The sequence below is a fragment of the Desulfotignum phosphitoxidans DSM 13687 genome (genome assembly GCF_000350545.1).
Taxonomy (GTDB): Bacteria; Desulfobacterota; Desulfobacteria; order Desulfobacterales; family Desulfobacteraceae; genus Desulfotignum; species Desulfotignum phosphitoxidans.
Genome location: NZ_APJX01000006.1, coordinates 176,025 through 200,333, shown reverse-complemented (window position 1 = coordinate 200,333; position 24,309 = coordinate 176,025). Strand labels below are relative to the sequence as shown.

The 24,309-nt window shown below is 53.9% G+C and carries 26 protein-coding genes; 12 read left to right on the top strand and 14 right to left on the bottom strand.

Features of this window, described 5'->3' with window-relative positions; genetic code table 11:
- Positions 1-4: 4 nt before the first annotated feature.
- The 3 genes from DPO_RS14630 to recQ all read right to left on the bottom strand — a co-directional run bounded on the left by DPO_RS14630 (position 5) and on the right by recQ (position 5,952).
- Complete coding sequence (locus DPO_RS14630; RefSeq protein WP_006966830.1) at positions 5-2,023, bottom strand: acetyl/propionyl/methylcrotonyl-CoA carboxylase subunit alpha; 2,019 nt, start codon at positions 2,021-2,023, stop codon at positions 5-7.
- Between the two features lie 8 nt (positions 2,024-2,031).
- Positions 2,032-3,585 carry an acyl-CoA carboxylase subunit beta gene (locus DPO_RS14625; RefSeq protein WP_006966829.1) on the bottom strand — a complete coding sequence of 518 codons (1,554 nt, stop codon included), beginning with the start codon at positions 3,583-3,585 and terminating at the stop codon, positions 2,032-2,034.
- Positions 3,586-3,747: 162 nt separating this feature from the next.
- The gene (gene recQ, locus DPO_RS14620; protein WP_006966828.1) at positions 3,748-5,952 is read right to left on the bottom strand and encodes a DNA helicase RecQ; all 2,205 of its coding nucleotides are present in this window, start codon (positions 5,950-5,952) and stop codon (positions 3,748-3,750) included.
- Positions 5,953-6,062: 110 nt separating this feature from the next.
- Between recQ and DPO_RS14615 the strand changes: the two genes are divergently transcribed.
- The gene (locus DPO_RS14615; RefSeq protein WP_006966827.1) at positions 6,063-6,791 is read left to right on the top strand and encodes a 4'-phosphopantetheinyl transferase family protein; all 729 of its coding nucleotides are present in this window, start codon (positions 6,063-6,065) and stop codon (positions 6,789-6,791) included.
- Positions 6,792-6,867: 76 nt separating this feature from the next.
- Here the strand turns inward: DPO_RS14615 and gdhA are convergent, their stop codons facing one another.
- The 3 genes from gdhA to DPO_RS14600 form a co-directional block, all read right to left on the bottom strand.
- Positions 6,868-8,217, bottom strand: coding sequence for an NADP-specific glutamate dehydrogenase (gene gdhA / locus DPO_RS14610; RefSeq protein ID WP_006966826.1), 1,350 nt, complete (start codon positions 8,215-8,217; stop codon positions 6,868-6,870).
- A 17-nt stretch (positions 8,218-8,234) separates the two neighbouring features.
- A complete protein-coding gene (locus DPO_RS14605) occupies positions 8,235-9,818 on the bottom strand; it encodes an FMN-binding glutamate synthase family protein (protein ID WP_006966825.1) in 1,584 nt (527 codons plus the stop codon).
- A gap of 64 nt (positions 9,819-9,882) precedes the next feature.
- Positions 9,883-10,257, bottom strand: coding sequence for a YajD family HNH nuclease (locus DPO_RS14600; RefSeq protein ID WP_006966824.1), 375 nt, complete (start codon positions 10,255-10,257; stop codon positions 9,883-9,885).
- A 176-nt stretch (positions 10,258-10,433) separates the two neighbouring features.
- Here DPO_RS14600 and DPO_RS14595 point away from each other — a divergent pair, with 176 nt between their 5' ends.
- From DPO_RS14595 to DPO_RS14575, 5 genes are all read left to right on the top strand, one after another.
- Positions 10,434-11,960 (top strand): NfeD family protein, encoded by a 1,527-nt coding sequence (locus DPO_RS14595; protein WP_006966823.1) that lies wholly within the window; start codon positions 10,434-10,436, stop codon positions 11,958-11,960.
- The gene (locus DPO_RS14590) at positions 11,957-12,433 is read left to right on the top strand and encodes an NfeD family protein (protein WP_006966822.1); all 477 of its coding nucleotides are present in this window, start codon (positions 11,957-11,959) and stop codon (positions 12,431-12,433) included. Before DPO_RS14595 ends, DPO_RS14590 begins: the two co-directional genes overlap by 4 nt.
- 12 nt (positions 12,434-12,445) lie before the next feature.
- Positions 12,446-13,435 (top strand): flotillin-like protein FloA, encoded by a 990-nt coding sequence (floA, locus tag DPO_RS14585; RefSeq protein WP_006966821.1) that lies wholly within the window; start codon positions 12,446-12,448, stop codon positions 13,433-13,435.
- Positions 13,436-13,518: 83 nt separating this feature from the next.
- Positions 13,519-14,070: a hypothetical protein gene (locus DPO_RS14580; RefSeq protein WP_006966820.1), complete on the top strand. Its 552-nt coding sequence runs from the start codon at positions 13,519-13,521 to the stop codon at positions 14,068-14,070.
- 116 nt (positions 14,071-14,186) lie between these two features.
- Positions 14,187-14,513 (top strand): antibiotic biosynthesis monooxygenase family protein, encoded by a 327-nt coding sequence (locus tag DPO_RS14575; RefSeq protein WP_006966819.1) that lies wholly within the window; start codon positions 14,187-14,189, stop codon positions 14,511-14,513.
- 21 nt (positions 14,514-14,534) lie between these two features.
- Here the strand turns inward: DPO_RS14575 and DPO_RS14570 are convergent, their stop codons facing one another.
- Entirely contained in the window at positions 14,535-15,356 is an 822-nt protein-coding gene (locus DPO_RS14570) for a crotonase/enoyl-CoA hydratase family protein (RefSeq protein ID WP_006966818.1), read from the bottom strand.
- A gap of 237 nt (positions 15,357-15,593) precedes the next feature.
- On the opposite strand from DPO_RS14570, the gene DPO_RS14565 reads away from it, so the two are divergent.
- From DPO_RS14565 to DPO_RS14540, 6 genes are all read left to right on the top strand, one after another.
- Positions 15,594-16,085 (top strand): hypothetical protein, encoded by a 492-nt coding sequence (locus tag DPO_RS14565; protein WP_006966817.1) that lies wholly within the window; start codon positions 15,594-15,596, stop codon positions 16,083-16,085.
- Complete coding sequence (locus tag DPO_RS14560) at positions 16,082-16,726, top strand: cobalamin B12-binding domain-containing protein (protein WP_006966816.1); 645 nt, start codon at positions 16,082-16,084, stop codon at positions 16,724-16,726. The genes DPO_RS14565 and DPO_RS14560 overlap by 4 nt, the downstream gene beginning before the upstream one ends.
- Before the next feature lie 3 nt (positions 16,727-16,729).
- Positions 16,730-16,984 carry a PAS domain-containing protein gene (locus DPO_RS14555; RefSeq protein ID WP_006966815.1) on the top strand — a complete coding sequence of 85 codons (255 nt, stop codon included), beginning with the start codon at positions 16,730-16,732 and terminating at the stop codon, positions 16,982-16,984.
- 126 nt (positions 16,985-17,110) lie between these two features.
- Positions 17,111-18,385: a diguanylate cyclase gene (locus tag DPO_RS14550; protein ID WP_006966814.1), complete on the top strand. Its 1,275-nt coding sequence runs from the start codon at positions 17,111-17,113 to the stop codon at positions 18,383-18,385.
- 112 nt (positions 18,386-18,497) lie between these two features.
- Positions 18,498-18,689 carry an FmdB family zinc ribbon protein gene (locus tag DPO_RS14545; protein WP_006966813.1) on the top strand — a complete coding sequence of 64 codons (192 nt, stop codon included), beginning with the start codon at positions 18,498-18,500 and terminating at the stop codon, positions 18,687-18,689.
- 310 nt (positions 18,690-18,999) lie between these two features.
- Positions 19,000-19,731 carry a GAF domain-containing protein gene (locus DPO_RS14540; RefSeq protein ID WP_006966812.1) on the top strand — a complete coding sequence of 244 codons (732 nt, stop codon included), beginning with the start codon at positions 19,000-19,002 and terminating at the stop codon, positions 19,729-19,731.
- Between the two features lie 50 nt (positions 19,732-19,781).
- On the opposite strand, the gene DPO_RS14535 is transcribed toward DPO_RS14540, so the two are convergent.
- The 7 genes from DPO_RS14535 to metX form a co-directional block, all read right to left on the bottom strand.
- Entirely contained in the window at positions 19,782-20,168 is a 387-nt protein-coding gene (locus tag DPO_RS14535; protein ID WP_006966811.1) for an HD-GYP domain-containing protein, read from the bottom strand.
- Positions 20,169-20,179: 11 nt separating this feature from the next.
- Positions 20,180-20,323 (bottom strand): hypothetical protein, encoded by a 144-nt coding sequence (locus DPO_RS26120; protein WP_006966810.1) that lies wholly within the window; start codon positions 20,321-20,323, stop codon positions 20,180-20,182.
- On the bottom strand, positions 20,323-20,520 hold the full coding sequence (locus tag DPO_RS14530; protein ID WP_006966809.1) for a hypothetical protein: 198 nt from the start codon (positions 20,518-20,520) through the stop codon (positions 20,323-20,325). Before DPO_RS14530 ends, DPO_RS26120 begins: the two co-directional genes overlap by 1 nt.
- A gap of 174 nt (positions 20,521-20,694) precedes the next feature.
- A complete protein-coding gene (locus DPO_RS14525) occupies positions 20,695-21,702 on the bottom strand; it encodes a methyltransferase (RefSeq protein ID WP_006966808.1) in 1,008 nt (335 codons plus the stop codon).
- Between the two features lie 9 nt (positions 21,703-21,711).
- Complete coding sequence (locus DPO_RS14520; protein ID WP_006966807.1) at positions 21,712-22,491, bottom strand: enoyl-CoA hydratase/isomerase family protein; 780 nt, start codon at positions 22,489-22,491, stop codon at positions 21,712-21,714.
- A gap of 52 nt (positions 22,492-22,543) precedes the next feature.
- Positions 22,544-23,152: a methionine biosynthesis protein MetW gene (metW, locus tag DPO_RS14515; RefSeq protein WP_006966806.1), complete on the bottom strand. Its 609-nt coding sequence runs from the start codon at positions 23,150-23,152 to the stop codon at positions 22,544-22,546.
- Complete coding sequence (gene metX, locus DPO_RS14510; RefSeq protein ID WP_006966805.1) at positions 23,133-24,308, bottom strand: homoserine O-acetyltransferase MetX; 1,176 nt, start codon at positions 24,306-24,308, stop codon at positions 23,133-23,135. Before metX ends, metW begins: the two co-directional genes overlap by 20 nt.
- Position 24,309 lies beyond the last annotated feature (1 nt).

Here is a 24,309-nt window from a genome sequence, read left to right as displayed (position 1 = left end):
TACGTCATGTGTGGTGTTTCATGAACCGCACCAGCACATCCCCGGCATCCACGGCATCCCCTTGTGTCACCAGTACTTCGGCGATCGTACCGTCCACAGGGGAGGCCACACCGCTTTCCATTTTCATGGATTCCAGGGTAACCAGATTCTGACCCCGGGTGACGCGGTCCCCTTTTTTCACAGGCACATCCACCACCAGGCCGGGCATGGGACACGGCAGTTCATCAGATGGCAGGGCCTCTTTTCCGGCGGGCATGTACCCGATCAGTTCCCATTCTTCGGGACGGTAGACCTCGAACAGCCGGATGAGGCCGCAAAATGCGATCCAGAAAAAAGAGCGGTCGTAGCGCAGCCGGAACCGGTGATACCGCCCATCGATTTTCAGCTTGAGGCGGCGGCGGTAAAATTCGAAGTCAGGGGGTTCCACCACCATCCGGTCCTGGTTGACACAGATAATCCACTGGTTTCCATCCGGCCCTTTTTCCATCTGTATCTCATACACGGCTGTTTCAGATCTGACCACATAGTGATGGGTGCCGGTGATGCCTTTCCCGCCACCGATGCGGGTCACCATGGATTTGACGGATTCCCGGACCAAAATGTTGCGGACGTGATACACTAAGGCCGCGGTCAGGGCGGACAGCTTCAGATGCCCTTCATCTGGAGGGGACAAGGAAAGATGGCCGTCAAAATGGCGGTCGATAAACCCGGTGTCCAGTTCGCCTGCGGCAAATGCCGGCTCGCACAGCACACTGTTGGCAAAATCGATGTTGGTGACCACCCCTTCGATATGATATCCGTTGAGTGCCTCGATCAAAGCCATCCGGGCCCCTTCCCGATTTTTTCCGTGGCAGATCACCTTGGCCAGCATGGAATCATAATGGACCCCGATCTTGCTGCCGGTATCCACGCCGCTGTCCACCCGCACGGCTTCCCCTCCGGGTTCGGCATACCGGGTGATCATGCCGGTGGCCGGCGCAAATCCCCGGGCCGGGTCTTCAGCGCAGATGCGGGCTTCCATGGCCCAGCCGGAAAAGTTCACCCCTGCCTGGTCAAAGGGCAATGGTTCTTTGGCGGCGATGCGCAGCTGGAGTTCCACCAGGTCCAGTCCGGTGACCATTTCCGTGACCGGATGCTCCACCTGCAGCCGGGTGTTCATTTCCAGAAAATAAAATTTGCCGTCAGGCGCCAGCACAAACTCCACCGTGCCTGCATTGACATACCCGGCCTGGCGGGCCAGGTCGCAGGCTGAAAGTCCCATGCGCTGCCGCAGGTCAGGACTCACTCCTGGAGACGGAGATTCCTCGATGATTTTCTGATACCGCCGCTGGATGGAGCACTCCCGTTCTCCCAGAAAAACGACATGGCCGAATGCATCGGCCAGCACCTGGATCTCCACGTGCCGGGGCTGTTGGATATACCGCTCCATGAAGATCCGGGTGTCGCCGAACGCCTTGCGGGTTTCCTGGCGGCTGGCCGACAGGGCATCGGCCATCTGATCCGGGCCGGCCACGATACGCATGCCCTTGCCTCCGCCGCCTGCCGCCGGCTTAAGCAGCACCGGGTATCCGATCTCCCGGGCGATGGACAACGCTTCGTCCACGTCTTCCAGGACCCGGGTATGGCCGGGAATCACCGGCACTCCGGCCTTGACCGCCAGATCTTTGGAGGCGATTTTGTCTCCCATCAGGGCGATGGCCTGGGAAGGCGGTCCGATGAACTCCAGACCGGCGGCCTGGACCGATTCGGCAAACCGGGTGTTTTCCGACAAAAACCCGTAACCGGGATGAACCGCCCGGCACCCGGAATCCCTGGCAGCGGACAGGATTTTTTCCTGGTTCAGGTAAGATTCCGCTGCCGGAGATTTGCCGATATACACGGCCTCATCCGCCATCTGCCGGTGCAGGCTGCGGGTGTCTGCATCGGAATAGACCGCAACGGTCCGGATGCCCAGGCGTTTACAGGTGCGGATGATCCGCACGGCAATCTCTCCCCGGTTGGCAATCAAAATGGAATCGAACATGGCGCACCTCACAAAGGGATGTTTCCGTGTTTTTTGTCAAGACGGGCTGCTTTTTTGCCCTCCAGCACCTGAAGGGTCCTTATCAGGCGGTGCCGCGTGTCTCTGGGAAAAATCACGTCATCAATATAGCCCCGCTGGGCCGCCAGAAACGGATTGGCAAAGGTGCGCCGGTACTGCTCCATTTTATCATGGAGCACGGTTTCCGGGTCTGCGGACGTCTGGATCTCTTTGCGATGGATCAGTTCCACCGCGCCCTTGGGGCCCATCACCGCGATTTCAGCCGTGGGCCAGGCATAGTTCACGTCACAATGGATATGTTTGGAGTTCATCACCAGATAGGCCCCGCCGTAAGCTTTACGCACAATCACGGAGATGCGCGGCACCGTAGCCTCAGTAAACGCGTAAAGCAGTTTGGCGCCGTGACGAATGATGCCGCCCTGCTCCTGGTCCGGGCCGGGCATGAAGCCCGGGACATCCACCAGGGCGATCAGCGGAATGTTAAATGCGTCGCAGAACCGAACGAACCGCCCGGCCTTGAAAGAGGCTTCCGTGTCCAGCACCCCGGCCAGCACGGCCGGCTGGTTAGCCACCAGGCCCACGGTCTGTCCTCCCATACGGCCGAACCCGCAGATGATGTTCCGGGCGAACTGGGGGTGGACTTCCATGAACTCGGCCCCATCCAGGATGCTGTGGATCAGCACATTCATGTCATAGGCCTGGCTGGTATTTTCCGGAACCAGGTAGTCCAGGGCCGGATCAATTCGGTCCGCTGGATCACGCAGATTCAGGATGGGTGCGCCCTGCCGGTTGTTGGAGGGCAGGTAGCTGATGAGTCGGCGGATTTCCCGCAGGCACAGGATATCGTTGGGGGCCGTGAAATGGGCCACCCCGCTTTTTTTTGCATGCATTCCCGCACCACCCAGTTCTTCGGCGGTGATATCCTGGTGGGTCACGGTTTTCACCACGTTGGGGCCGGTGACAAACATGTAGGAAGAGTCCTGGACCATGAACACGAAATCCGTGATGGACGGGCTGTACACGGCCCCACCGGCACACGGCCCCATGATGCAGGATATCTGGGGCACCACGCCGCTGGCCCGGACATTGCGGTGAAAAATTTCGCCATAGGCGGCCAGGGAGTCCACTCCTTCCTGGATCCGGGCACCGCCGGAATCGTTCAGCCCGATAATGGGCGCGCCTACCTTCACGGCCATGTCCATGACCTTGCAGATCTTCTGGGAATGGGCCTCCCCCAGAGACCCGCCGATCACGGTGAAATCCTGGCTGAACACGAACACTTCCCGGCCGTCGATGTTCCCGTGGCCGGTGACCACCCCGTCACCCAGGTAGGTCCGGGCATCTCCCAGGGCACTGCCCCGGCCCGTCTTGAGCACATCGAATTCCTCGAAACTCCCTTTGTCCAGAAGCAGAAGGATCCGTTCTCTGGCTGTCAGCTTTCCCTGGGCGTGCTGCCGGCTGATTTTGTCAGGCCCCCCAGCAGCAGTGGATTCGGCCCGCAGCCGCTCCAGGGTCTGGATCGTCCGGTTGTATTGTACATCCATGATATCACCTGTTGTCCTGTTGGTTGGAAATCCGGGCGTTGGCGCCGAATATGGAGGAAATTGGTCTCTCCTAAGTCGTGCACTTTTCATCTCAATCATATCTGTTGGGGAATGTCAATGGATATATAGCGCGTCGGATGAACGGGTCGGCAGCAAAATATTTTATTTTGACGGCGGCGCAATCTCATTGACATACAGATAATACAGCCGCATCAGATGCAGGTCATCATAGGGGATTTCCCGGTCCATGGCTTCAAACACCGGTTTGAGAAACTGATATCCATGGGTGTCAAAGGCCTGGCGCACTTTTTCCTGAGCATCGGGCGGCACCGGGCATTCATCAATGACATGTCCGGCTTGGATCCGGTTTCCATCCTGGAAATATCGGAACAGATGGTGGATGATGGTGATTTGTTTCACATGAAACTGTTCGGCGATATCCTTGACAGACATGCCGTCATGATACAGCCGGCCCACCTGAACATGGCGTTTTTCTTTTGGAATGCTTTCTGTGACAGCGAAAGCAGGGGGCTTTCGTTCCGGCACATCGGAAATGGCATGAGTGGTGCAGAACTCTGCGATGAGCGCCATGAAATCCGGGCCGTATTTTTCCAGCTTGGTTTTGCCTACACCAAACGTGTTCAGAAAGTCGGTTTCCGTTCTGGGGAAAAACGTGGCCAGCTCCATCAAAGTTTTGTCGGGAAACACGGCATAGGGGGGCACACCGGCCTCATCCGCCAGTTCTTTGCGTTTCTGGCGCAGCAATTCGAACAGGTCCGGGTGATGGGGGTGGGGCGTTGATTCGGCGTGTCCGGTACCGGTTGCCGCCTCGCTTGACTGGGAAAGCCGGTGCCGGGGATCCAGCCATCCGGACACCCGGGTTTCTTTTTTCAATACCCCCCAGGCTTCCGGGGTGAGGGTCAGACCGCCGTAGTTGTCTTCCCTCTGGACAAACCCCTTGCTTTGAAACTGCCGGGAAAGATAGAACCACTGTTTTTTGGACACCTCTTTTCCAATGCCGTAGGTGGACAGCAGGTGGTGTCTGAACTGAAAGATTTTTTTGGTTTCCGCACCCCGGAGTACGTCAATAATATGGCCGGCCCCGAACCGTTCCCCCGTGCGTTTCACACAGGACAGAAATTTCTGGGCTTCGATGGTGAGGTCCTGGACCTGGTCTGCCGGTGCCAGGCAGTTGTCGCACATGCCGCAGTCATCGGTTGCCGCGGTTTCCCCGAAATAAGCCAGCAGCCTTTTTTTACGGCAGTCTTGGGCTTCCGCGAACCGCACCATGTCCTCCAGGTGAAACCAGGCAGCCCGGTTCTGCTGCTCATCCGGGCCGGTGACAAGCGATTTTAACCGAGGGATATCGGCATGGGAGAACAAAAGCAGACATTCGGCGTCCAGGCCGTCCCGCCCGGCCCGGCCGATCTCCTGATAATAGTTTTCAACGCTTTTGGGCAGGTCATAATGAAGTACAAACCGGACATTGGGCTTGTCAATGCCCATGCCGAATGCGATGGTGGCCACGATGATCCGGACGTCATCCCGGATGAATTCGGTCTGAAACCGGTTTCGTTTCGTGTCATCCAGGCCGGCATGATAGGGCCGGACCAAAAACCCTTGTACGGCCAGTTGATCAGCCAACGCATCCACCTGTTTTCTGGATAAACAGTAGATGATACCGGAATCCTGTTTATGCGCTTCAAGAAAACCCAGGGTCTGCTGCAACGGGTTGTCCTTGAATATCACCCGGATCCGCAGGTTTTCCCGGTCAAAACTGCCGATGAATGGTTTGAAACCGGTATCCGCTGAAAACCCCAGACTGGCCTGGATGTCTTTTTGTACTGCCGGGGTGGCCGTGGCCGTGAACGCGGCGCAGACCGCTTCCGGAAACCGGGGCCGGATCTGTGCCAGGAGCCGGTATTCCGGCCGGAAATCATGGCCCCAGGCGGAAATGCAGTGAGCTTCGTCAATGGCCAGGCAGTCCACGGTCACGGCGCCAAGCATCTCCAGGATCTGAGGCCGGACCAGGGATTCCGGGGCGATATACAGCAGTTTGACCTGGTTCTGACGGATCAGAGACATATGGTGCCGGTACTGGTCCGCCGGCAGGCTGGAGTTCAGGCATACGGCTGAAACCCCCATCTCCTGCAGCTGGTCCACCTGGTCCTTCATCAAGGAGATCAAGGGGGACACCACAATGGTGAGCCCGTCAAACATCAGGGCCGGCAGCTGAAAGCACAACGATTTACCGCCGCCGGTGGGAAGCACCACCAGGGTGTCTTTTTTTGCCAGGATGTGGTCGATGATCTGCTTTTGCAACGGCCGGAAATCATCATACCCGAATATAGTTTTCAAAAGTTCCATGGCATTTTTTCCAATGTGTCAAAACGATACTGTGCAAACATACCAATCATGTTAATATACGGCAAAGCATTTTTCAGATACAAATTTAAATTTGATGGAGCGAAGATCTTTTGGATCCATTGTCGTTGACACCCGGGCAGATTCGTTTTTTTTATACCCGTATCGGTCCGTCCCGGGATACAGCGCAGAAGCGGTCTTTGGAAAACCTGCTCAATGAAAAGGAAAAACAGAAGATCGACCGGTTTGTATTTGAAAAAGACCGGCATGCCCGCCGGGCGGCGCGGGTATTTTTGAAACAGATCCTGGCCCGGTGCATCGGCCGAGACCCAGATGCCATTCATTTCACTGAAAACAGATATGGTAAACCCGCACTGGCTGGTGGCATCACCGATCTGCCCATTGGCTTCAACCTTTCCCACAGCGGTCATGTCGTGGTTTGTGCCCTGACCCTGACACATGACATTGGTGTGGACATCGAAGATATGCAGCGCTCCATAAATTTATCCATTGCAGACCGGTTTTTTTCAAACCAGGAAGCCCAGGCCATTGCCCGGGCAGACATCTCTTTGAAACAATCGCTTTTTTATCGGTTCTGGACATTGAAGGAAGCGTATGCCAAGGCAACGGGCAGAGGGCTTGCCATTGGCCTCGATCAGTTCAGTTTTGTTTTAGACCGGCCTGACATCCGGGTGATGTTTCATTCCCCAAGTCAGGAAGATTCCGGGCACTGGCAGTTTTTTCAATTTTCGCCCGTGCCCGGATACATGGCGGCTGTGGGAGTGAACAAAAACACCGGCCCGCCCCTGACCCTGTCGGTCCATCCCTGGGTCTGGGACTGATTTTTTTGGGGCCTGAACCGGAAGCGGTCCGCTGTGGATCAGGCCCCTTGAGTTTGGATGTCAGAAGCGTTTCAGGTTAAATGACCCCCTGGTCCAGCATGGCATCCACCACCTTGACAAATCCGGCGATGTTGGCCCCGGCCACGTAATTTCCGGGAAATCCGTGCTCTTCGGCCGCTTCCAGACAGGTCTGGTGGATGTTTTTCATGATGGTTTTCAGCCGGTCATCCACCTCCTGCCGGGGCCAGCTGAGCCGCATGCTGTTCTGGGCCATTTCAAGGGCCGACACGGCCACCCCGCCGGCATTGGCTGCCTTGCCCGGCGCATACAGGATTTTTGCATCCAGGAAACATTCCATGGCTTCGGGTTCGCAGGGCATGTCTGCGCCTTCGCACACCAGCGTGACTTTGTTTTTCAAAAGATGTTGCGCATCCCTGGCATTGAGTTCATTCTGGGTGGCGCAGGGAAACGCGCAGTCAGCGGCGATATCCCACATGGGCTGATGGTCCAGGGTGGTATCTTGTTCCACATACAGGGCTTCCGAGTATTTGTTGACATATTCCTTGATCCGTCCCCGCCGGAAATTTTTCAGCCGCTTGATATAGTCCAGTTTGCCGGCATCGATTCCCTCTTCATCAAAAATATACCCGGATGAATCCGACAGGGTGAGAACCTTTGCGCCCATTTCAATGAGTTTTTCCGCGGCATGCTGGGCCACATTCCCGGACCCGGAAATCAGGCAGGTTTTGCCTTCCAGGGTCTGGTTTTGGGTTTTGAGCATCTGGCCGGCAAAATACGCCAGCCCGTAACCCGTGGCTTCGGGCCGGATCAGACTGCCGCCTAAGGTCAGGCTTTTTCCGGTGAGAATCCCGGCAAATTCGCTGTGGATCTTTTTGTACATGCCGAACAGATACCCGATCTCCCGGGTACCCACCCCGATATCCGCGGTCAGGATATCTTTGTCCGGACCGATGTGGCGGTGCAGTTCCGCCATAAAGCTCTGACAGAACCGCATCACTTCCCGGTCGGATTTTCCCTTGGGATTGAAATCAGATCCGCCGCAGGCCCCGCCCATGTTCATGGTGGTGAGCGCGTTCTTGAACACCTGTTCAAAGGCCAGAAATTTCATGATGCTCAACGTGACGGACGGGTGAAACCGCAGTCCCCCCACATAGGGACCGATGGCACTGTTCATGCCCACCCGGAATCCCCGGTTCATCTGGACCTGGCCCTGGTCGTCCACCCAGGGAACGCTGAACATGAATACTTTTTCCGGTTCCGTGATCCGTTTGAGCACCGCTTCCTGGCGGTATTCCGGATGGCGGTCAATGAGCGGCTGCACGGATGCCAGCACCTTGTCCACGGCTTGATGGAACTCATGTTCCCCCGGATTTTTCGTCTTTACAAAAGACCGTATATCAGACATCTGTTCCTCCTGTTTTTTCACGCGTCAATGATCTGCAGGGCTTCTTCCCGATAGGCATCCATGACATAAGGGATCCGGGTGATTTTGGCACACTCTTCAGTCAGAGCGAAAATATCTTTCCGGCTGATATGGGGCACGGCCCAGTTCCGGGTGCCGGCCATGATCTGCTGAAGTCCCACTTTGATCTTGTCCACGGCACTGTATATCCCCACGGCCCCTAAAGGCATGGTGTCGATCTCCTTGCCGTATGTTTCCCTGAGCACTTCATAATTCATGAATATTTCATCTCTGGTGGTGCCGTATCTGGACACGGTGGAAGGAAGCCCTCCGTCTTCGTTTCTCAGCCAGCGTTCCGCGTTTTTCCCCACCATGCCCGGGATCATCAATGCCCGGCCCATGCAGACGGCCTTGCAATAGGGTGCCCCTAAAGCCAGGGCCTTGAACACATGGTCTTCGGAAGAAAATCCGCCGGCAAAGGCGATATCCGGCACGGGCAGGCCTCTTTTTTCCAGGCGGTCACACAATTCATGGGCCATGGCGTGAAGATAAATGGAAGGAATCCCCCATTCGCTCATCATCCGCCACGGACTCATGCCCGTGCCGCCCGGGGCCCCGTCAATGGTGAGCAGATCGATCTTGGCATCCGATGACCACCTGATGGCCATGGCCAGTTCCCGCATGGGATAGGCCCCGGTTTTAAGAGTGATCCGTTTGGCTCCCAGCGCTCTTAACCGGTCCACTTCTTTCATAAAACCGTCTTGATCAATGAATCCCAGACGGGAGTGGCGCTCGAACTGTTTGAGGGGACCCGCCTTGAACGCCGCCTGATAGGCTGGCACTTCCGGATCCGGGGTGACGATATATCCCCGTTTTTTGAGTTCAAGGGCCCGTTTCAACGAGTTGACCTTGATCTCGCCGCCGATGCATTTGGCTCCCTGCCCCCATTTGAGCTCAATGGTTTCCACGCCCAGTTTTTCAATGACATATTCTGCGACGCCATTGCGGGTGTCTTCCACGTTCAGCTGGACCAGGATATCGCCGTATCCGTCATGAAATCGCCGGTATTCCCGGATGCGCCGGTCCATTTCAGGGGATTGGGTCACTTTGCCGTGCTTGTTCAGTTCCAGCTGGGGATCGATGCCGCAGACATTTTCTCCGCACACCAGGGTGATCCCGCTGATGGCGGCACCAATGGCAAAATGTTCCCAGTTTTTCTGGGCGATTTCCGTGCTGCCCAGGGCCCCGGTGAAGATGGGTACTTTCATTTTCACCTTGTCGGTCACCCCGTATTGGGTTTCCGTGTTCACAGCCGGAAAGGTTGCCTTGTCCGGATCCGGATCCATGCCTTTGGCGCCAAAGGCATAACCCATGATGTTCAGGTGGGAGTAATCCACGGGATAGTCTTTGTCCGCACCGGCGGTGATGCTGCCGAAGGGTTCTGGGTAAAGCAGTTCCCGCCCTCTGAACGTGGCGTGAAAAAGATCGCAGTTGCCTTTGCATCCATCGATGCATCGGCTGCAAATCCCTGATTGGGGTGCCACGTTCCGGGACCGGTTTTTGGTCTGTAACGCATCATTGGCATTGGGCCGTTGTAGATTCATGTTCCCTCCTGATTCAATGCATGGGTTGTATTCGGTTTCTCGACAGTATTGTAAACCGGATGTTTCAATCCAGTTTGTCTTTCAGTAAATCTCCCAGTCCGGCAAAGGGATTGGCGGTGCCCCCTTTTCCAGAAGAACGGTCAGCAGGCCCGTCTGAATAGGCATCTGCCACCTGATCCCGGGAGTGCACATTATCATGGCAGTAAATACACAGCAACTCCCAGTTGCTGCCGTCCGGCGGATTGTTGTCATGGTTGTGGTCCTTGTGGTGGACCGTTAATTCCCGCAGGCGCTTGCCTTCAAACTCACGTCCGCAATGGCCGCAGATCCAGGGAAACAGTTTAAGGGCTTTCTCCCGGTAGGTTTTCTCCCGTTCCTTCCGGGTTTTGTGTACCTCAGAAAGAATGGCATTCATTTTTTTATCATCTGTTGAAGCCATGTGTTGGTTTCCTTATATTTTTATGACAAAGAATGTGATAAAATTTTATAATTACAATTAACCAAAAAGCTGACCTGTCGGGCAAGCTTGATTTATAAAAAAAAACCGCGGTTTTGGCAATCACAGATTTACTGTTCCGGCAAAACCGGAGATGATATCACAGAGGACGACGATCCATGGGAAAATATGTGTGCCCTCGTTTTAATACCAGCCGAAAAAAGATTGATCTGCTTCTGAGCCTGTTTCTGGCAACCCTTCCTTTTTTTTTGAACCCAGCTTCGGCAGCCGCCGCTGATAAAACCATTCATGTCATTCCAGTGACCGGTACGGTGGAACCGGGGATGGCAGCGTTTATCAAAAGAAGCGTGGATGAGATTCTCTCTGCCGATCCGGAGGCCCTGATGGTGTTCAAGCTGGATTCCTTTGGGGGGCGGGTGGACGCAGCCCTGGAAATCGTGGAAACCCTTTTGTCCGTTCCCATGGGACAGTCCATCTCGTTTGTGGAAAAACGGGCCATATCTGCCGGGGCCCTCATTGCCCTGGCCGGCAATGTCCTGGTGATGAAAGAAAACACCTTGATCGGGGACTGTGCTCCCATCATCCAGACCAGTGAAGGCCAGAAAGAGGTGGGGGAAAAAACCCAGACCGTGCTCCGGGCCCAGTTCCGGACCCTGGCCAAGAAAAACAGTTATCCCGAGGTGCTGGCAGAGTCCATGGTCACCAAAAGCATGGAGGTCTATGAAGTCACCCTGGATGGCAAAACCGTGTATATGGATAAAATCAGGTTCGATGACCTGACTGACCAAGAAAAAGAGCGGATCACAAAAAAAATCACGGTGGTGGCCGAGGGAGAACTTTTGACCATGGATGATGTGGAAGCCCGGAATCTGGGATTTTCCAGGGCCAGTGTTACAGACCTGGACCAGGCCCTGGCACATCTGGGGTATGAAAATTATACGCTGGCATACATGACAGAATCCTGGTCTGAAGGTCTGGTGCGGCTTCTTCAGCCGCTGCTGCCCATCCTCATGCTGGTGGGAATCGGTGCGTTGTATACGGAGATAAAGGCCCCGGGATTCGGGATCTTCGGGGTCATCGGTATTGTTTGCTTAGGCCTGGTATTTTTGAACCAGTACCTGGTGGGGCTGGCCCATTACACAGAGCTGCTGCTGATGATTATCGGCACCCTGCTCATGGCCGTGGAAATCCTGGTGCTGCCCGGGTTCGGCGTGGCAGGTGTCGCCGGAATCCTGGTGCTGGGAGCCGGTCTGGTTCTCTCCTTTCAGGGATTTGTGGTGCCGGACCCCAAAATGCCCTGGGAAAGCCGTCTTTTGATCCGGAACCTGGCCCTGGTTGTGGGCGCTTTTGCCGGGGCCCTGGTATTTTCTCTGGTCATGCTCCGGTTTGTACTGCCCGGGGTGTCTAAGCTGATAAAAGGCCCATACCTGGAAGCCACCCTTGGCGAAGCCCTGGTGGGATCGGATGAGACCGGATTTGTGGCTGTGGGACAGTCAGGCATGGCCGTCACTGCATTGCGGCCTTCGGGAAAAATCAGGATCGGGCCCCGGAAAATTGATGCCATCACCCGGGGTGAATTTATTGATCCAGGCACCCCTGTGACTGTGGATGCGCTGGAGCAGAACCACGTGGTGGTGAAAGCGGCAGACACAAATACCTTTTCATCCAGAAAGGCTGAATCATGACATCCTATCTATTTCCCATATTACTGCAGGTGCTCGGACTGATGGTCATTGTGGTGGAGATCTTTGTCCCTTCCCTGGGGATATTGGCCGTAACAGCGGCTGGAATTTTGTTTTATTCCCTATATCTTGTGTTTACCACCATTTCCTTTACCGCGGGCATGGTGTTTCTGGGCGTGGATATTTTAATGATACCGTTTATTCTGGTTCTGGGATTCAAAGCCCTGGGGGCATCTTCCCTGTCTTTGCACAAAAAATTGTCCAGCAGGGAAGGGGTGTCTTCCCAGGCCCCGGATCTGGTGTCGTGGAAGGGAAAAAAAGGCGAAGCAATAACGGATTTGCGGCCTTCAGGCACGGTGATGATAGAAGGAAAGCGCCTGGATGCGGTAACCGATGGAGAATATGTGGATGCCGGTACACCGGTTGTGGTGACCCTGGTGTCTGGAAACAGAATCGTGGTTGACAAAAACGAATAAGGAGAAGCAGACATGGAGTTTATGTATATCCTGTTAATTATTGCCGGTGTTATCGGCGTGGCCCTGTTTTATTTTATTTTTGCCTATATTGCCTTGTGGCTGCAGGCATTGGTGTCCGGGGCAAAGGTCGGGCTGATCAATATTATTTTCATGCGGTTTCGGAAAGTACCCCCCAAACTGATTGTGGAGTCCAAGATCATGGCGGTGAAAGCCGGCATGGAGATTCCCACGGACAGCCTGGAATCCCATTATCTGGCCGGCGGAAATGTGTCCCGGGTGATCCAGGCCCTGATTGCCGCAGACAAGGCCAATATTGAACTGACCTTTAACCGGGCTGCCGCCATTGATCTGGCCGGCAGAGATGTGCTGGAAGCGGTGCAGATGTCCGTGAATCCCAAGGTCATTGAAACCCCGCTGGTTGCAGCCATGGCCAAGGACGGCATCCAGCTGAAGGCGATTTCAAGGGTCACGGTCCGGGCCAATATTGACCGCCTGGTGGGCGGGGCCGGTGCTGAAACCATCCTGGCACGGGTGGGAGAAGGCATCGTCACCACCATCGGGTCTGCGGAGACCCACAAACGGGTGCTGGAAAACCCGGATATGATTTCCAAGACAGTCCTTAAAAAAGGCCTGGATGCCGGTACGGCCTATGAAATTCTGTCCATTGATATTGCGGATGTGGATGTGGGCAAAAACATCGGCGCGGAACTGGAAACCGACCGGGCCGAGGCAGACAAGAAAATTGCCCAGGCCAAGGCAGAGGAAAAACGGGCCATGGCATTTGCCACGGAACAGGAGATGCGGGCACGGGTCCAGGAGATGCAGGCCAAGGTGGTGGAGGCGGAAGCCCAGGTGCCCCTGGCCATGGCAGAAGCCTTCAGAAGCGGCAATTTAGGCATCATGGATTATTACAAAATGAAAAATGTGGCCGCGGACACAAAGATGCGGGACCAGATCTCCAAGGGAGAAACCCGTACCGGCCAGGATGATCAAACCACGTAACCGTTGAGGTGAGAAAAGGCGGGCTTTTCACACAGACAAAAATATCTGTATGAAAAGTCTGCCGTCTTACCTAAGGAGTTTTTATGGATCAGGAAACCCTTATTAATCTGGTTCTGGTGTTTTTCTTTCTGATTATTACCACCCTGGTCAGGGGACTGAAGGCCAGACAGAAAAAAAAGTTGACAAAGAAAAAACAGACGGCCAAGCCAGCCATGTTTTCTTTTTTTCACAAAATCAGAGACCAGATACAAGAATCGTTGCAGGAACTGGAAAAACAGGCCCGACAGCAACGACAGCAACAGCAACCGGAAACGGAATCATCAGACCCCACTTTCTGGGATGAACTTTCTGAAGACGAGATGATTCAGGAAGAACGTCAGATGCCATCGGCACAGGAAACGGAAAAAAAGCGCGCCGCCACCCGGAATCAAACCAGGGATCCGATTCAGAAAATAGCACCTGAACGCCCGGTTCAAGGCCTGGAAATAAAGACCCCGCATTCTTCAGATGAGGTGCCGCCGCCGACCCTTCACCCATATGGCCGTCGGCCCAGCCTGCGGCAGGCCGTGGTCTGGGCCGAGATTATCGGCAAGCCAGTGGCTCTGCGGAAAAATCAAAACGATGCCATCCTGTAAGGGGGACCCGGGAATTTTAAAACCAGTTGTCACAATGGTTTGAATCTGGTATTTTTTGTTTACTGGACAAAACGTTCTGCATACAACGCCCATGGCGTATTAAAAAGGAGGTCGTGATGTCAGTCTGTGTTATTATCCAAAGAAAAGTGGAAGACAAAAAAATCGCATCCCAGCTGGCCCCTCTGATTGTCCGCCTGAGATCCCAGGCCAGCATCCAGCCCGGGTATATCACGGATCAATCCTTTGCTTCTCTGGATTCAGAAGGCGAATATCTGGTTGTCAGCACCTGGGATTCCATGGATTCCTGGAATAACTGGAAAAACAGTGAACAACGGCAATCCATCCAGAAACAGATCACTGCGCTGATCGGAGAAGAAACCGTGTATCGTTACTATGAACCGGTGGTGGGCGGCATTATTCCAAAATTTGAAGCCGTGATTTGATTCCAGGTGTTTCCGGTTCTGTCAGATGCCTTTGAACCGGGCCTCCCGTCGTTCCATAAAAGAGGCCAGACCTTCCTGAACATCCCGGGAGTTCATTAACGGCATCAGGTCGGGCAGCAGGCGGTCAATGGCTGTCTGGTCCCCGTGTGACCGGGCCAGACGGCTGGATTTCAGGGAAGCGGCAACCCCTAAAGGGGCCTGTTTTGAAATGGTTTGAGCGATTGCCATGGCAGTGTCCAGGCAGGCATCCGGTGATGTCACCTCCTGGACAAGACCCAGACGAAACGCTTCTTTGGCCGTGATTTCATCACCCGTCAACAGATAGCGCATGGCGTTTCCCCAGCCGACTTCCTGGAAAAGACGGACTGTGGCACCCCCCACGGGGTAGATGCCCCGCTTGATCTCGATCTGCCCGAACCGGGCCGTATCTGCCGCCACCCGGATATCACAGGCCAGCAGCAGCTCCAGACCGATGGTCAGACAGATTCCCTGAACCGCCATGACCACGGGTTTTTTCACCTGTCTGTCCGGGTCCAGGCCCAAAGGGTCCATCCCGTCTTCAGGCAGTTCAGGAAACTGCCCTTTGGAAAAACAGGGTGCCCATTTCGGCAGATCCAGGCCGGCGGTGAAATGATCGCCTTTGGCATACACCACCCCGCATCTCAGATTTGGATTGCGGTGCAGCTCGCCATAGGCACGGCTCAGTTCCCGGTACAGATCCAGGTCAAAGGCATTGCGTTTCTCAGCCCGGTTCAGTCCCATGCACAACACATGGCCCCGGGTGTCCACTGTCAGTTTGTTGTCTTGTGTCCTGTGCTCTGTTGTCAGGGAATCGCCATCCATTTTTTTTTGCCTCCTTAAAATAAAAACCGGTCCGATTTTCATTGCAACCGCCGGATACATACCATTTTCATGGGCTGGACACAATGGGATGTCAACATAACCGGCCATCCGGCATTGCTGAATTTTGAGAATGGCTTTGTCCTGATTCCGGCATTGCATCTGCGTCAAAAAGGCGGTATATAAAGATATTCATGATAAAATTGCCTGTAATCCATCGCATCCCAGAGGAGAAGAACCATGAAAGACGAGCTTTTGACCCAAGCACAAAAACTTGAGCCGCCGGGAGAAACAGCCATCCGGGAGTTTGCACACAAATGGGAAAACATTGCCGCCACAGGCACCCGCCTGCTCATGGGGCGGCCGGATCTCGCCAAACTGGTGGGCAAGGGCAATGAACAAATGGCTGAAGATAACAACCGCAATTTTCCCCGGTTCATGTTATCGTTGTTTTCCGATTATCAACCCGCCGTGTTTGTGGAAACCGTGCTCTGGGTATTCAGGGCTTACCGGTCCCATGGGTTTCAAACCACCTACTGGGCCGCCAATCTCAACATCTGGGTGGACCTGCTGCGAAAAGAACTGTCCGAAGATGCGTGGCAACAAATTGATCCATTTTATAACTGGTTGATCGTTAACATCCCCATATTTACCGCCATTACCGACACCGATCTGCCAGGATTTGTCTCAAACAACCCGGATCACCTTCATGGGACAGGTACACAGAAATGATCACAGAATCGTTGTACCAGGAATACCTGACCCTGCTGTTAGAAGGAAACCGCCGGGAATGCGCCCGCATCGTGCAGCAGCTGTTGGACCGGGATATCGAGATTAAGACGTTGTATGCCGACCTGTTTCAAAAAAGCCTGTATGAGGTGGGCCGTTTATGGGAATTCAACAAAATATCCGTGGCCAAAGAACATCTGGTGACAGCGATTTCCGAAGGGTTGCTGAACCTGGTCTATCCCCGGTTGTTTGACAAAACAGTCTCCGATGCCGGGAATGACAGAAAAGTGGTCATTTCCTGTGCGGCCAACGAATTTCACCAGGTAGGGGGCAAAATGGTGGCGGACATTTTTGAACTCAACGGTTGGGACAGCCAGTTTATAGGAGCCAACACCCCGGTGGATCACATGCTGACCCACATCCAGGATGAAAAGCCGGATCTGGTGGGATTGTCTGTGAGCGTTTATTTCAACATGCCGGCACTGAAAGCCGGATTGGCGGCTATTCGGGGAAATTTCCAGCATCTGGATATCCTTGTGGGGGGGCAGGCTTTCAACTGGGGCGGCACCGAGATCTCCAGACAATATTCGGGAACGACGTATGTCCCATCCCTTGACAGGCTCACCTCACTGATTGCGGAATAATAAATGAAGTGGGAGACCCGAGAACAGGCTGCATACGGCTATGTCACCCGACAATCACAGGATCTGTTTTTTGTGCTGTCCGGTGACGGTCGTATCCTCGCGGCCAATGAATCCGCCCGGTCTTTCACCGGCTTCAGCGAAAAGATCAACGAACAGATCGCCAGAGATATCGGCATCAAAGGATTTCTCATGAAGCCCATTGTCATCTCACAGCTGGCCTGCATGGTCCGCAGCGCGCTGGACGGTTCCAGCACCTGACGGATCTGGAAACCCGGTTGTTTGATCCGGCGGCCCCTTTTTTTCTTTCGGTTTTCACTCCGGCTATGTTAAAATTTGAATTATTCCAAAATCAAATTTTGTGAAAAAGATATCAAAGGCGGACAAATGGCGGAAATCCCGGTACCTGCAATGAAAAAGAAACATCTGTGGAAGCGGTTTTTCATTAATATCAGCCTTATTGTCGTCCTTTTTCTCGTGGGCATTTTCATCGGATTTGCCGTTCAGACAGACCGGCTGATCTCTGAACAATATCTGACTACGGCCCGGGCCCATTTTAAGAACATCGTTCTGACCCGGAGATGGAATGCGGAACATGGCGGGGTGTTCGTCAAAAAAGGCCCGGACAATCCATCCAACCCCTATCTGGAAAATCCGGACATCACAGCAAAAGACGGGACCGTCTATACCATGAAAAACCCGGCCCTGATGACCCGGGAAATTTCTGAATACGCCCGGCAGTCCGGGGATTTCGTTTATCATATTACCAGCCGCATCCCTTTGAACCCGGACAATGCCCCGGATGACTTTGAAAGATCGGCCCTGTCCGGTTTTGAAGAAGGAAACAGAGAAACGTATGTCCTGCTAAAAGACAACACGCGATCCATTTACCGGTATATGGCGCCGCTGCATGTGGAAGACAGCTGCATGCCCTGTCATGCAAAGCAGGGGTACAGGATCGGTGATGTCCGGGGCGGCATCAGCGTGACTTTTGATGTGAGCGACACAGAAAAAAAAATGGCCCGAAACCGCTTTGGTTTTATCGGTCTGGGTATTGCCGCCTCTCTGGCGTTGCTGGGGATTATTCTGTTTCTGATTTCACGACTGGCCGGAAGTCTTTCAAAAGCTTACAACACCATTGAGAAAATGTCCATCACGGATGAGCTGACCCAGGTGTTCAACCGCCGGCATTTTCATGCCAGGCTGGATGAGGAAATTGCCCGGGCCCGGCGGTATGGCCATCCAATGAGCCTGCTCATGGTGGATATCGATCATTTTAAAACAATCAATGACCGGTATGGCCACCAGACCGGTGATGACGTGCTCAAGGCCATTAGCGTTTTATTCGGGTCCAACACCCGGAGCGCCGATATTGTGGCCCGGTATGGCGGCGAAGAGTTTGTGGTGCTGCTGCCGGAAACAGAAGAGGAAACCGCCAGGGTGACGGCTGATAAACTGCGGGCCGCCATTGAACGCCAGGCGTTCACCTCGCCGGATCGATCTTTGTTTCATGTGACCGCCAGCTTCGGGGTCTCATCTTTGCATATGACAGACCAAAACACCGCCGACATGGCCGACCGGATGGTCAAAATGGCGGATGATGCCATGTATCAGGCGAAACAGGCCGGCCGCAACCGGGTGGTGGTTTCTTCAGGGATGTGATTTTCCGATGCGGGTCAACCGGTTGCATGGAAACAAAGAATGATTATTATGGGAAATGTGCATCAATGTTATTGTCAACTTGATTATGATTTTAAAACCCAGGAGGAGCCAGATGCCGATTTTTGAATACCAGTGCAACACCTGTTCCCATGAATTTGAAAAACTGGTGTTTGCCAGCGATGAACCGGATATCGCCTGCCCGGCATGCGATAGTCATGACGTCACCAAAAAGATGAGTGCTGCCAGCTTTATGGGCCCCAGCATGGGGACCTGTGCAGCAGATGCGCCCAAAGGATTTTCATGAGCTGGCTGACCTCAGGACGGCCGGGTGCCGTCCTTGATTCCCCATTGAAGTGCCTAGAACCGGTCAAAATTATTTGCATTTACCATCGGCTGTGACCAAACCAGAGATCCCTGTCAGCCGTGCTTCTGCGCCATCTGCAGGACGGAAAAATCTGTCAAAAAATTGCTGTTTACCCATTTGGTAAATTCTAACATTTTGGGTAAATAGCGTCAGGCTTCATATCCTGATACAATACATACCGATAATGCCCGTTGAAGTGTATTTTTCAAGATGCAGGAATTGAGACGGCATATGAAGTGGAGGTTTTGAAGTGAAGAGACACGCTGATGTGTTCCTGAGGCAGGAACGAATTACAAAACGAGTAAATATAACGGGTTTGGAAAAGCCGAAAATTGAAGACATTGTTGTTGAAAAGTGGCAAAAAATTATTGATTTAACCGCCAGAATTGCAGATGTTCCCTCAGGACTGATTATGCAGATTACCGACACCTCGATGCAGGTCTTTTTAAAGAGCTCTAATACGGCAAATCCTTATCAACAGGGCGCAAGTGATTCTCTGGGACACGGGCTTTATTGTGAAACGGTAATCGGGAATAACGCGGAACTTCTCGTAGACAATGCGTTGAAACATGAAGAATGGAAAGAAAATCCGGATGTCAAGCTGAACATGATTTCTTATTTTGGGCTTCCCATCATATGGCCGGACCAAGATTATTTCGGCACGATTTGTGTGCTCGATAACAAGGAAAACGCATATAATGACACGTTCAAGCAATTGATTTCAGAATTTAAGACCTCGATTGAAAAAGACCTGGAATTGCTTTGCCAGACACAGGAGCTGAAAAGTTCATTGAGTCAAATAAAGCAGTTACGCGGTCTGCTTCCCATTTGCATGCATTGCAAAAAGATTCGTGATGACAAAGGATACTGGAATCAAATTGAGACCTACATACGTGACCATTCGCAAGCGGAATTCAGCCATAGCATTTGCCGGGAATGCGCTGAAAAATATTATCCTGATATGGAGCTATATGATGAATAATTGCCTAAAATGTTTGGTTTTTTCTGTCACGATTTCACCTCTTATTTTAGTCAATCAAACCGGAATTTGCCATTGTTGAACAATGCCAGGCAGGTATCCACAGCTGCCGTGTCATAGAGAACACCCTGGTTCCGGGAAATTTCTTCCAGCGCAATCTCCAGGCCTAAGGCCGGGCGGTAGGGCCTGTGGGAAGACATGGCTTCCACCACATCGGCCACACAGAGTATTCGGGATTCAGGAAGGATCTCATCGCCGGACAGACCCCGGGGATATCCCGTGCCGTTCATTTTTTCATGATGCTCCAGAATCATCCGGGCGATGGGCCAGGGAAATTCTATATCGGCAATGATATTATAGCCGGTGTTGGCATGGGTTTTGATCAAGGCAAATTCGATGTCGGTGAGTTTGCCCGGCTTGCTGAGAATTTCCGCAGGCACGGATATTTTTCCTAAGTCATGCGCCCGGCCATGTGAATCCCCTCTATCTGATCTTTTTCCAGGCCCATCTCTTCAGCCATGGCCACGGCAAGGCGGGCAACCCGTTCCTGGTGCCCTGCCGTGTAGGGGTCTCTGGTTTCGATGGTCCGGGTCATCACAGGGCTTCGTTTTCGCGCAGGCTCTGTTCGGTTACTCTCAGTTGCTGATTAGCAGACGTCAACTGCTGATTGGCTCTACGTAATTGCAGATCCTGGATGGACCTGGTCCAGACGGCCTGGGTTTCCAGTTCGCCGATACGCTTTCGGAGCCGTTCAATTTCCATCAGGCGTTCTGATTCATTGGTCGGTTTCATGTCTGGCCTTTGTATTGGAAAGCCATTTTCCGGGTCTCATATTGACGTAAGATTCGGTGCCCTGGGCTTTTTATTATGGATGCCGATTACCCCTTTCTTATTTTTACATAGCTGGGACAAGGGACGTCAAGGTAAAATTTTTTGACGGTGATACTGACACGATATTTTTTTAGGCTATGATTTCATCCCCTTGAGTATCCTGGACTGGGTGGGGCCGGTGAAATCCAGCAACGTGATATTCGTCAGGCCGGCGGCCGTCATCATCTCCCGGATCTCCGATTCGCTGTAGGATTGCCCGGATTCCGTGCCCAGAAGCATGTTCAAAGAAAACAGGGCAGCGAACTCCGGCCGGTCCCGGGTGTCTGTCAGTATGAAGTCATGGATGAGCATCTGCCCACCGGAAACCAGGGCTTTGGCGGCATGGGTCACGATTTCGGCGGCTTTTTCCGGGCCTTCGCCGTGAAGCACATGGGACAGCCATGCCGCATCAAACACCTGTGCCAGGGGAACGTCTCCGGTGGTGTAATCACCCTCGGCAAACTGAATCCGGTCTGACAATCCGAACCGCGCAATGGTTTTTTCGGCAAAGGGCCGGGTGGTGGCAAGATCGAACACCACGGCAGTGAGGTCCGGATTGGCCCGGCAGAAATGAATGGCATAGGTGCCCGGGCCGCCCCCCATATCCAGCAGGCGGTTACACCCGGACAGGTCCACGGATTGGGCCACATCCGGCGCTGTGGCCATGGCATTGTTGAACATGCCCATCAAAAACGCTTCCCGCCATTGGTCCGATGAAATCGATGACTGCTCCCGGACGGGACCGCCTTGGGTCACGGCCTCGTCCATGCGGACCCAGGAGTCGGCCAGGTGATGGTGGTGCAGGATCATGTATCCGATGTATTGATCGGAATCCTTTGAAAGAAACCGGTTTGCAGCAGGGGTGTTGGCATATCCGGAAGCCGTTCTGGTCAAAAGCGCCATGGCGGCCAGGGCATCCAGGAGCATGGTGGTCCCCCGGTCGTCCCATCCTGTTTTCTGGGCTATTTCCCGGGCGGTCAGGATATCGTTGCCGATAAGGGTAAAGATATCCAGTTTTACGGCCGCGTGAAGGGTGCAGGTTTTCCAGTAATATCCGGACAACTCCAGCAGGGTGCCTGGATGCCAGTCGGTTGTGTGTGTCATCACGTCTCCTTATTTCTCCTGCCACTGAGGAGACCGTTTTTCAAAAAACGCGGAGACCCCTTCTTTGGCATCGTCTGTGGTGCACAGCCGGGCAAAGGCTTCGTTCATATAGGCGAACCGGGCTTCGTAATGCAGGTCTTCGGACCGGTAGAACGCGGTTTTGGCAATGCGCACCGCGATGGGACTCTTTTTGGCCAGCTCAGCGGCCCAGGCCAGGGCCTGATTGTCCAGGTCCTCCTTGGGAACCAGTTTGTTCACCAGGCCTAAAGACAGGGCTTCCGGAGCCTTGATCAGGTCGCCGTACAGCAGGAGCTCCAGGGCTTTTTTCCGGCCCACGCACCGGGATACCGGAATGATGGGACCCACGCAGTTGAGGCCCACATTGATGGCCGTCAGGCCCATGCGCATGGTGTCCGCCGCCATGACCAGGTCGGCGGCCGCGGCAAGGCCCATGCCGTTGGCCACGGCCACACCGTGCACCTGGGCGATGACAGGTTTGTTGAGTTTAGAGATGGTCACCAAAGGCTGCTCCATGGTTTCGATCCATGCCTGGTATTCCAGAGGGGTCTTGCCGGCCAGTTCCGTGACATCGATGCCGGCGCAGAACGCTTTGCCCGCTCCTTTGATCAGGATCACCCGGATCCCGGGATCTGCATCCAGATCCAACAGTGCCTGGTTCAGCTCCCGGGCCATGCGGGTGCTGAAGGTGTTCATCTGCTCGGGCCGGTTCAACGTGATGGTTCCCACATGATCGGCCGGGGTGGTTACCAGAATGTCTTGAAATGCCATGGCGGTCTCCTTGTCAAAAGGGTATGATGATTTTCACGAATGTCAGGCACTGTCATTGATGCCCGATCAGAAATATACCATAAGTGGCGGACAGATTGGGTAAAAATGTGATGATTTTTCCTTCCATCTGATGATTTTTCGTGTTAATGGCCGCTTTTTTCAGAATTTTGAAACCGGCCTGCCGGGTGAAATTTTCAAAATCCCTGAGGCTGAGAACCCGGATATTGGGGGTGTCATACCATTCATAGGGCAGTTCTTTGGTGACCGGGGCGCACCCGGTGAACATCAGCTGGATCCGGGTTTTGTAATGCCCGAAATTGGGGAAACTGACCACACATTGGTCCGCCACCCTGAGCATGGACCGGATCAGGAACACGGGGTCATACACCTGCTGCAATGTCTGGGAGCAGATGGCAAAATCAAAGGCCTGGTCCGGATAATCCATGATCTCCCGGTTGATATCCCCCTGGAGCACGGAAATGCCTTTTTCAATGCATTTGACCACTTTGGACTCCTTGATTTCAATGCCCCGTTCCTTTACCTGGCGGTTCTGCCTGAGCCACAGCAGCAGATCCCCCTCACCGCAGCCAAGTTCCAGGACCTTTGCCCCGGGTGTGATCCAGGAGGCGATAATCTGTAAATCATACCGGAGCGGATTCATGGGACACCCTCCTTAGAAATCCGGTCATCAGGTGGTTCAGTTTGTCGTTGGGCAGCAGAAATGCGTCATGGCCCCACTGGGCCTCGATTTCACAGAAGCTGACATCCAGGTTGTTCTTTTTCATGGCCGTGACCATTTCTCGGGACTGATAGGTGGGATACAGCCAGTCCGAGGTGTAGGACACCACCAGAAACCGGGCCAGACACTTTGAAAACGATTTGACCAGGGAGCCTTTGCCGTGTTCTCTTGCCAGGTCGAAATAATCCGCCGCCTTGGTGATGTAGAGAAACGAGTTGGCATCAAACCGCTCGATGAATTTTCTGCCCTGGTACTGAAGATAGGATTCCACCTGGAACTCGGCCCCGAATTCGAAACTGAGCGCACTTTTGTTCTGGAGCCTTCGTCCGAACTTCAGGCGCATGGATTCATCGGACAGATAGGTGATATGTCCGATCATCCGGGCGATGGCCAGCCCCATGCCGGGCTTGGCTTTGCCGTAATAATGGCCGTTGCACCAGTGGGGATCCGCCATGATGGACTGCCTTGCCACCTCGTTGAACGCGATGGCCAAAGCAGAATGCCGGCAGGTGGTGGCCAGGGCCACGGCAGACGCCACATGGTCCGGATACCGCACGCACCATTCCAGCACCTGCATACCCCCCACTGATCCCCCCACCACGGCCAGCAGTTTTTGGATGCCCAGGTGATCCACCAGAATTTTCTGGGCCCGGACCATATCCCCGATGGTGATCAAAGGGAAATCCGTGCCATAGGGGATCCCGGTTTCCGGGTTGATGGACGCCGGTCCGGTGGAGCCCATGCACGATCCCAGGATATTGGTGCAGATCACGAAATATTTGTCCGTGTCAATGCCTTTGCCCGGCCCCACCATGATGTCCCACCACCCGGGTTTGGGGTCTTCCGGGGTGTAGTACCCGGCCACATGGGAATCCCCGGACAGGGCATGGAGGATCAGCACGGCGTTGGAGCGGTCCGCATTCAAGGTGCCGCAGGTTTCATAGGCCAGGGTGACCGGGTGGATCTCAGCCCCGCTTTCCAGAAGGAACGGGTCCTCTTTGCCGGCAAAGGTGAAAAATTGTTTTTCCACCGGCCCCACGGTGGTCCCGTGCTGATCATGATCGATATACTCACTCATG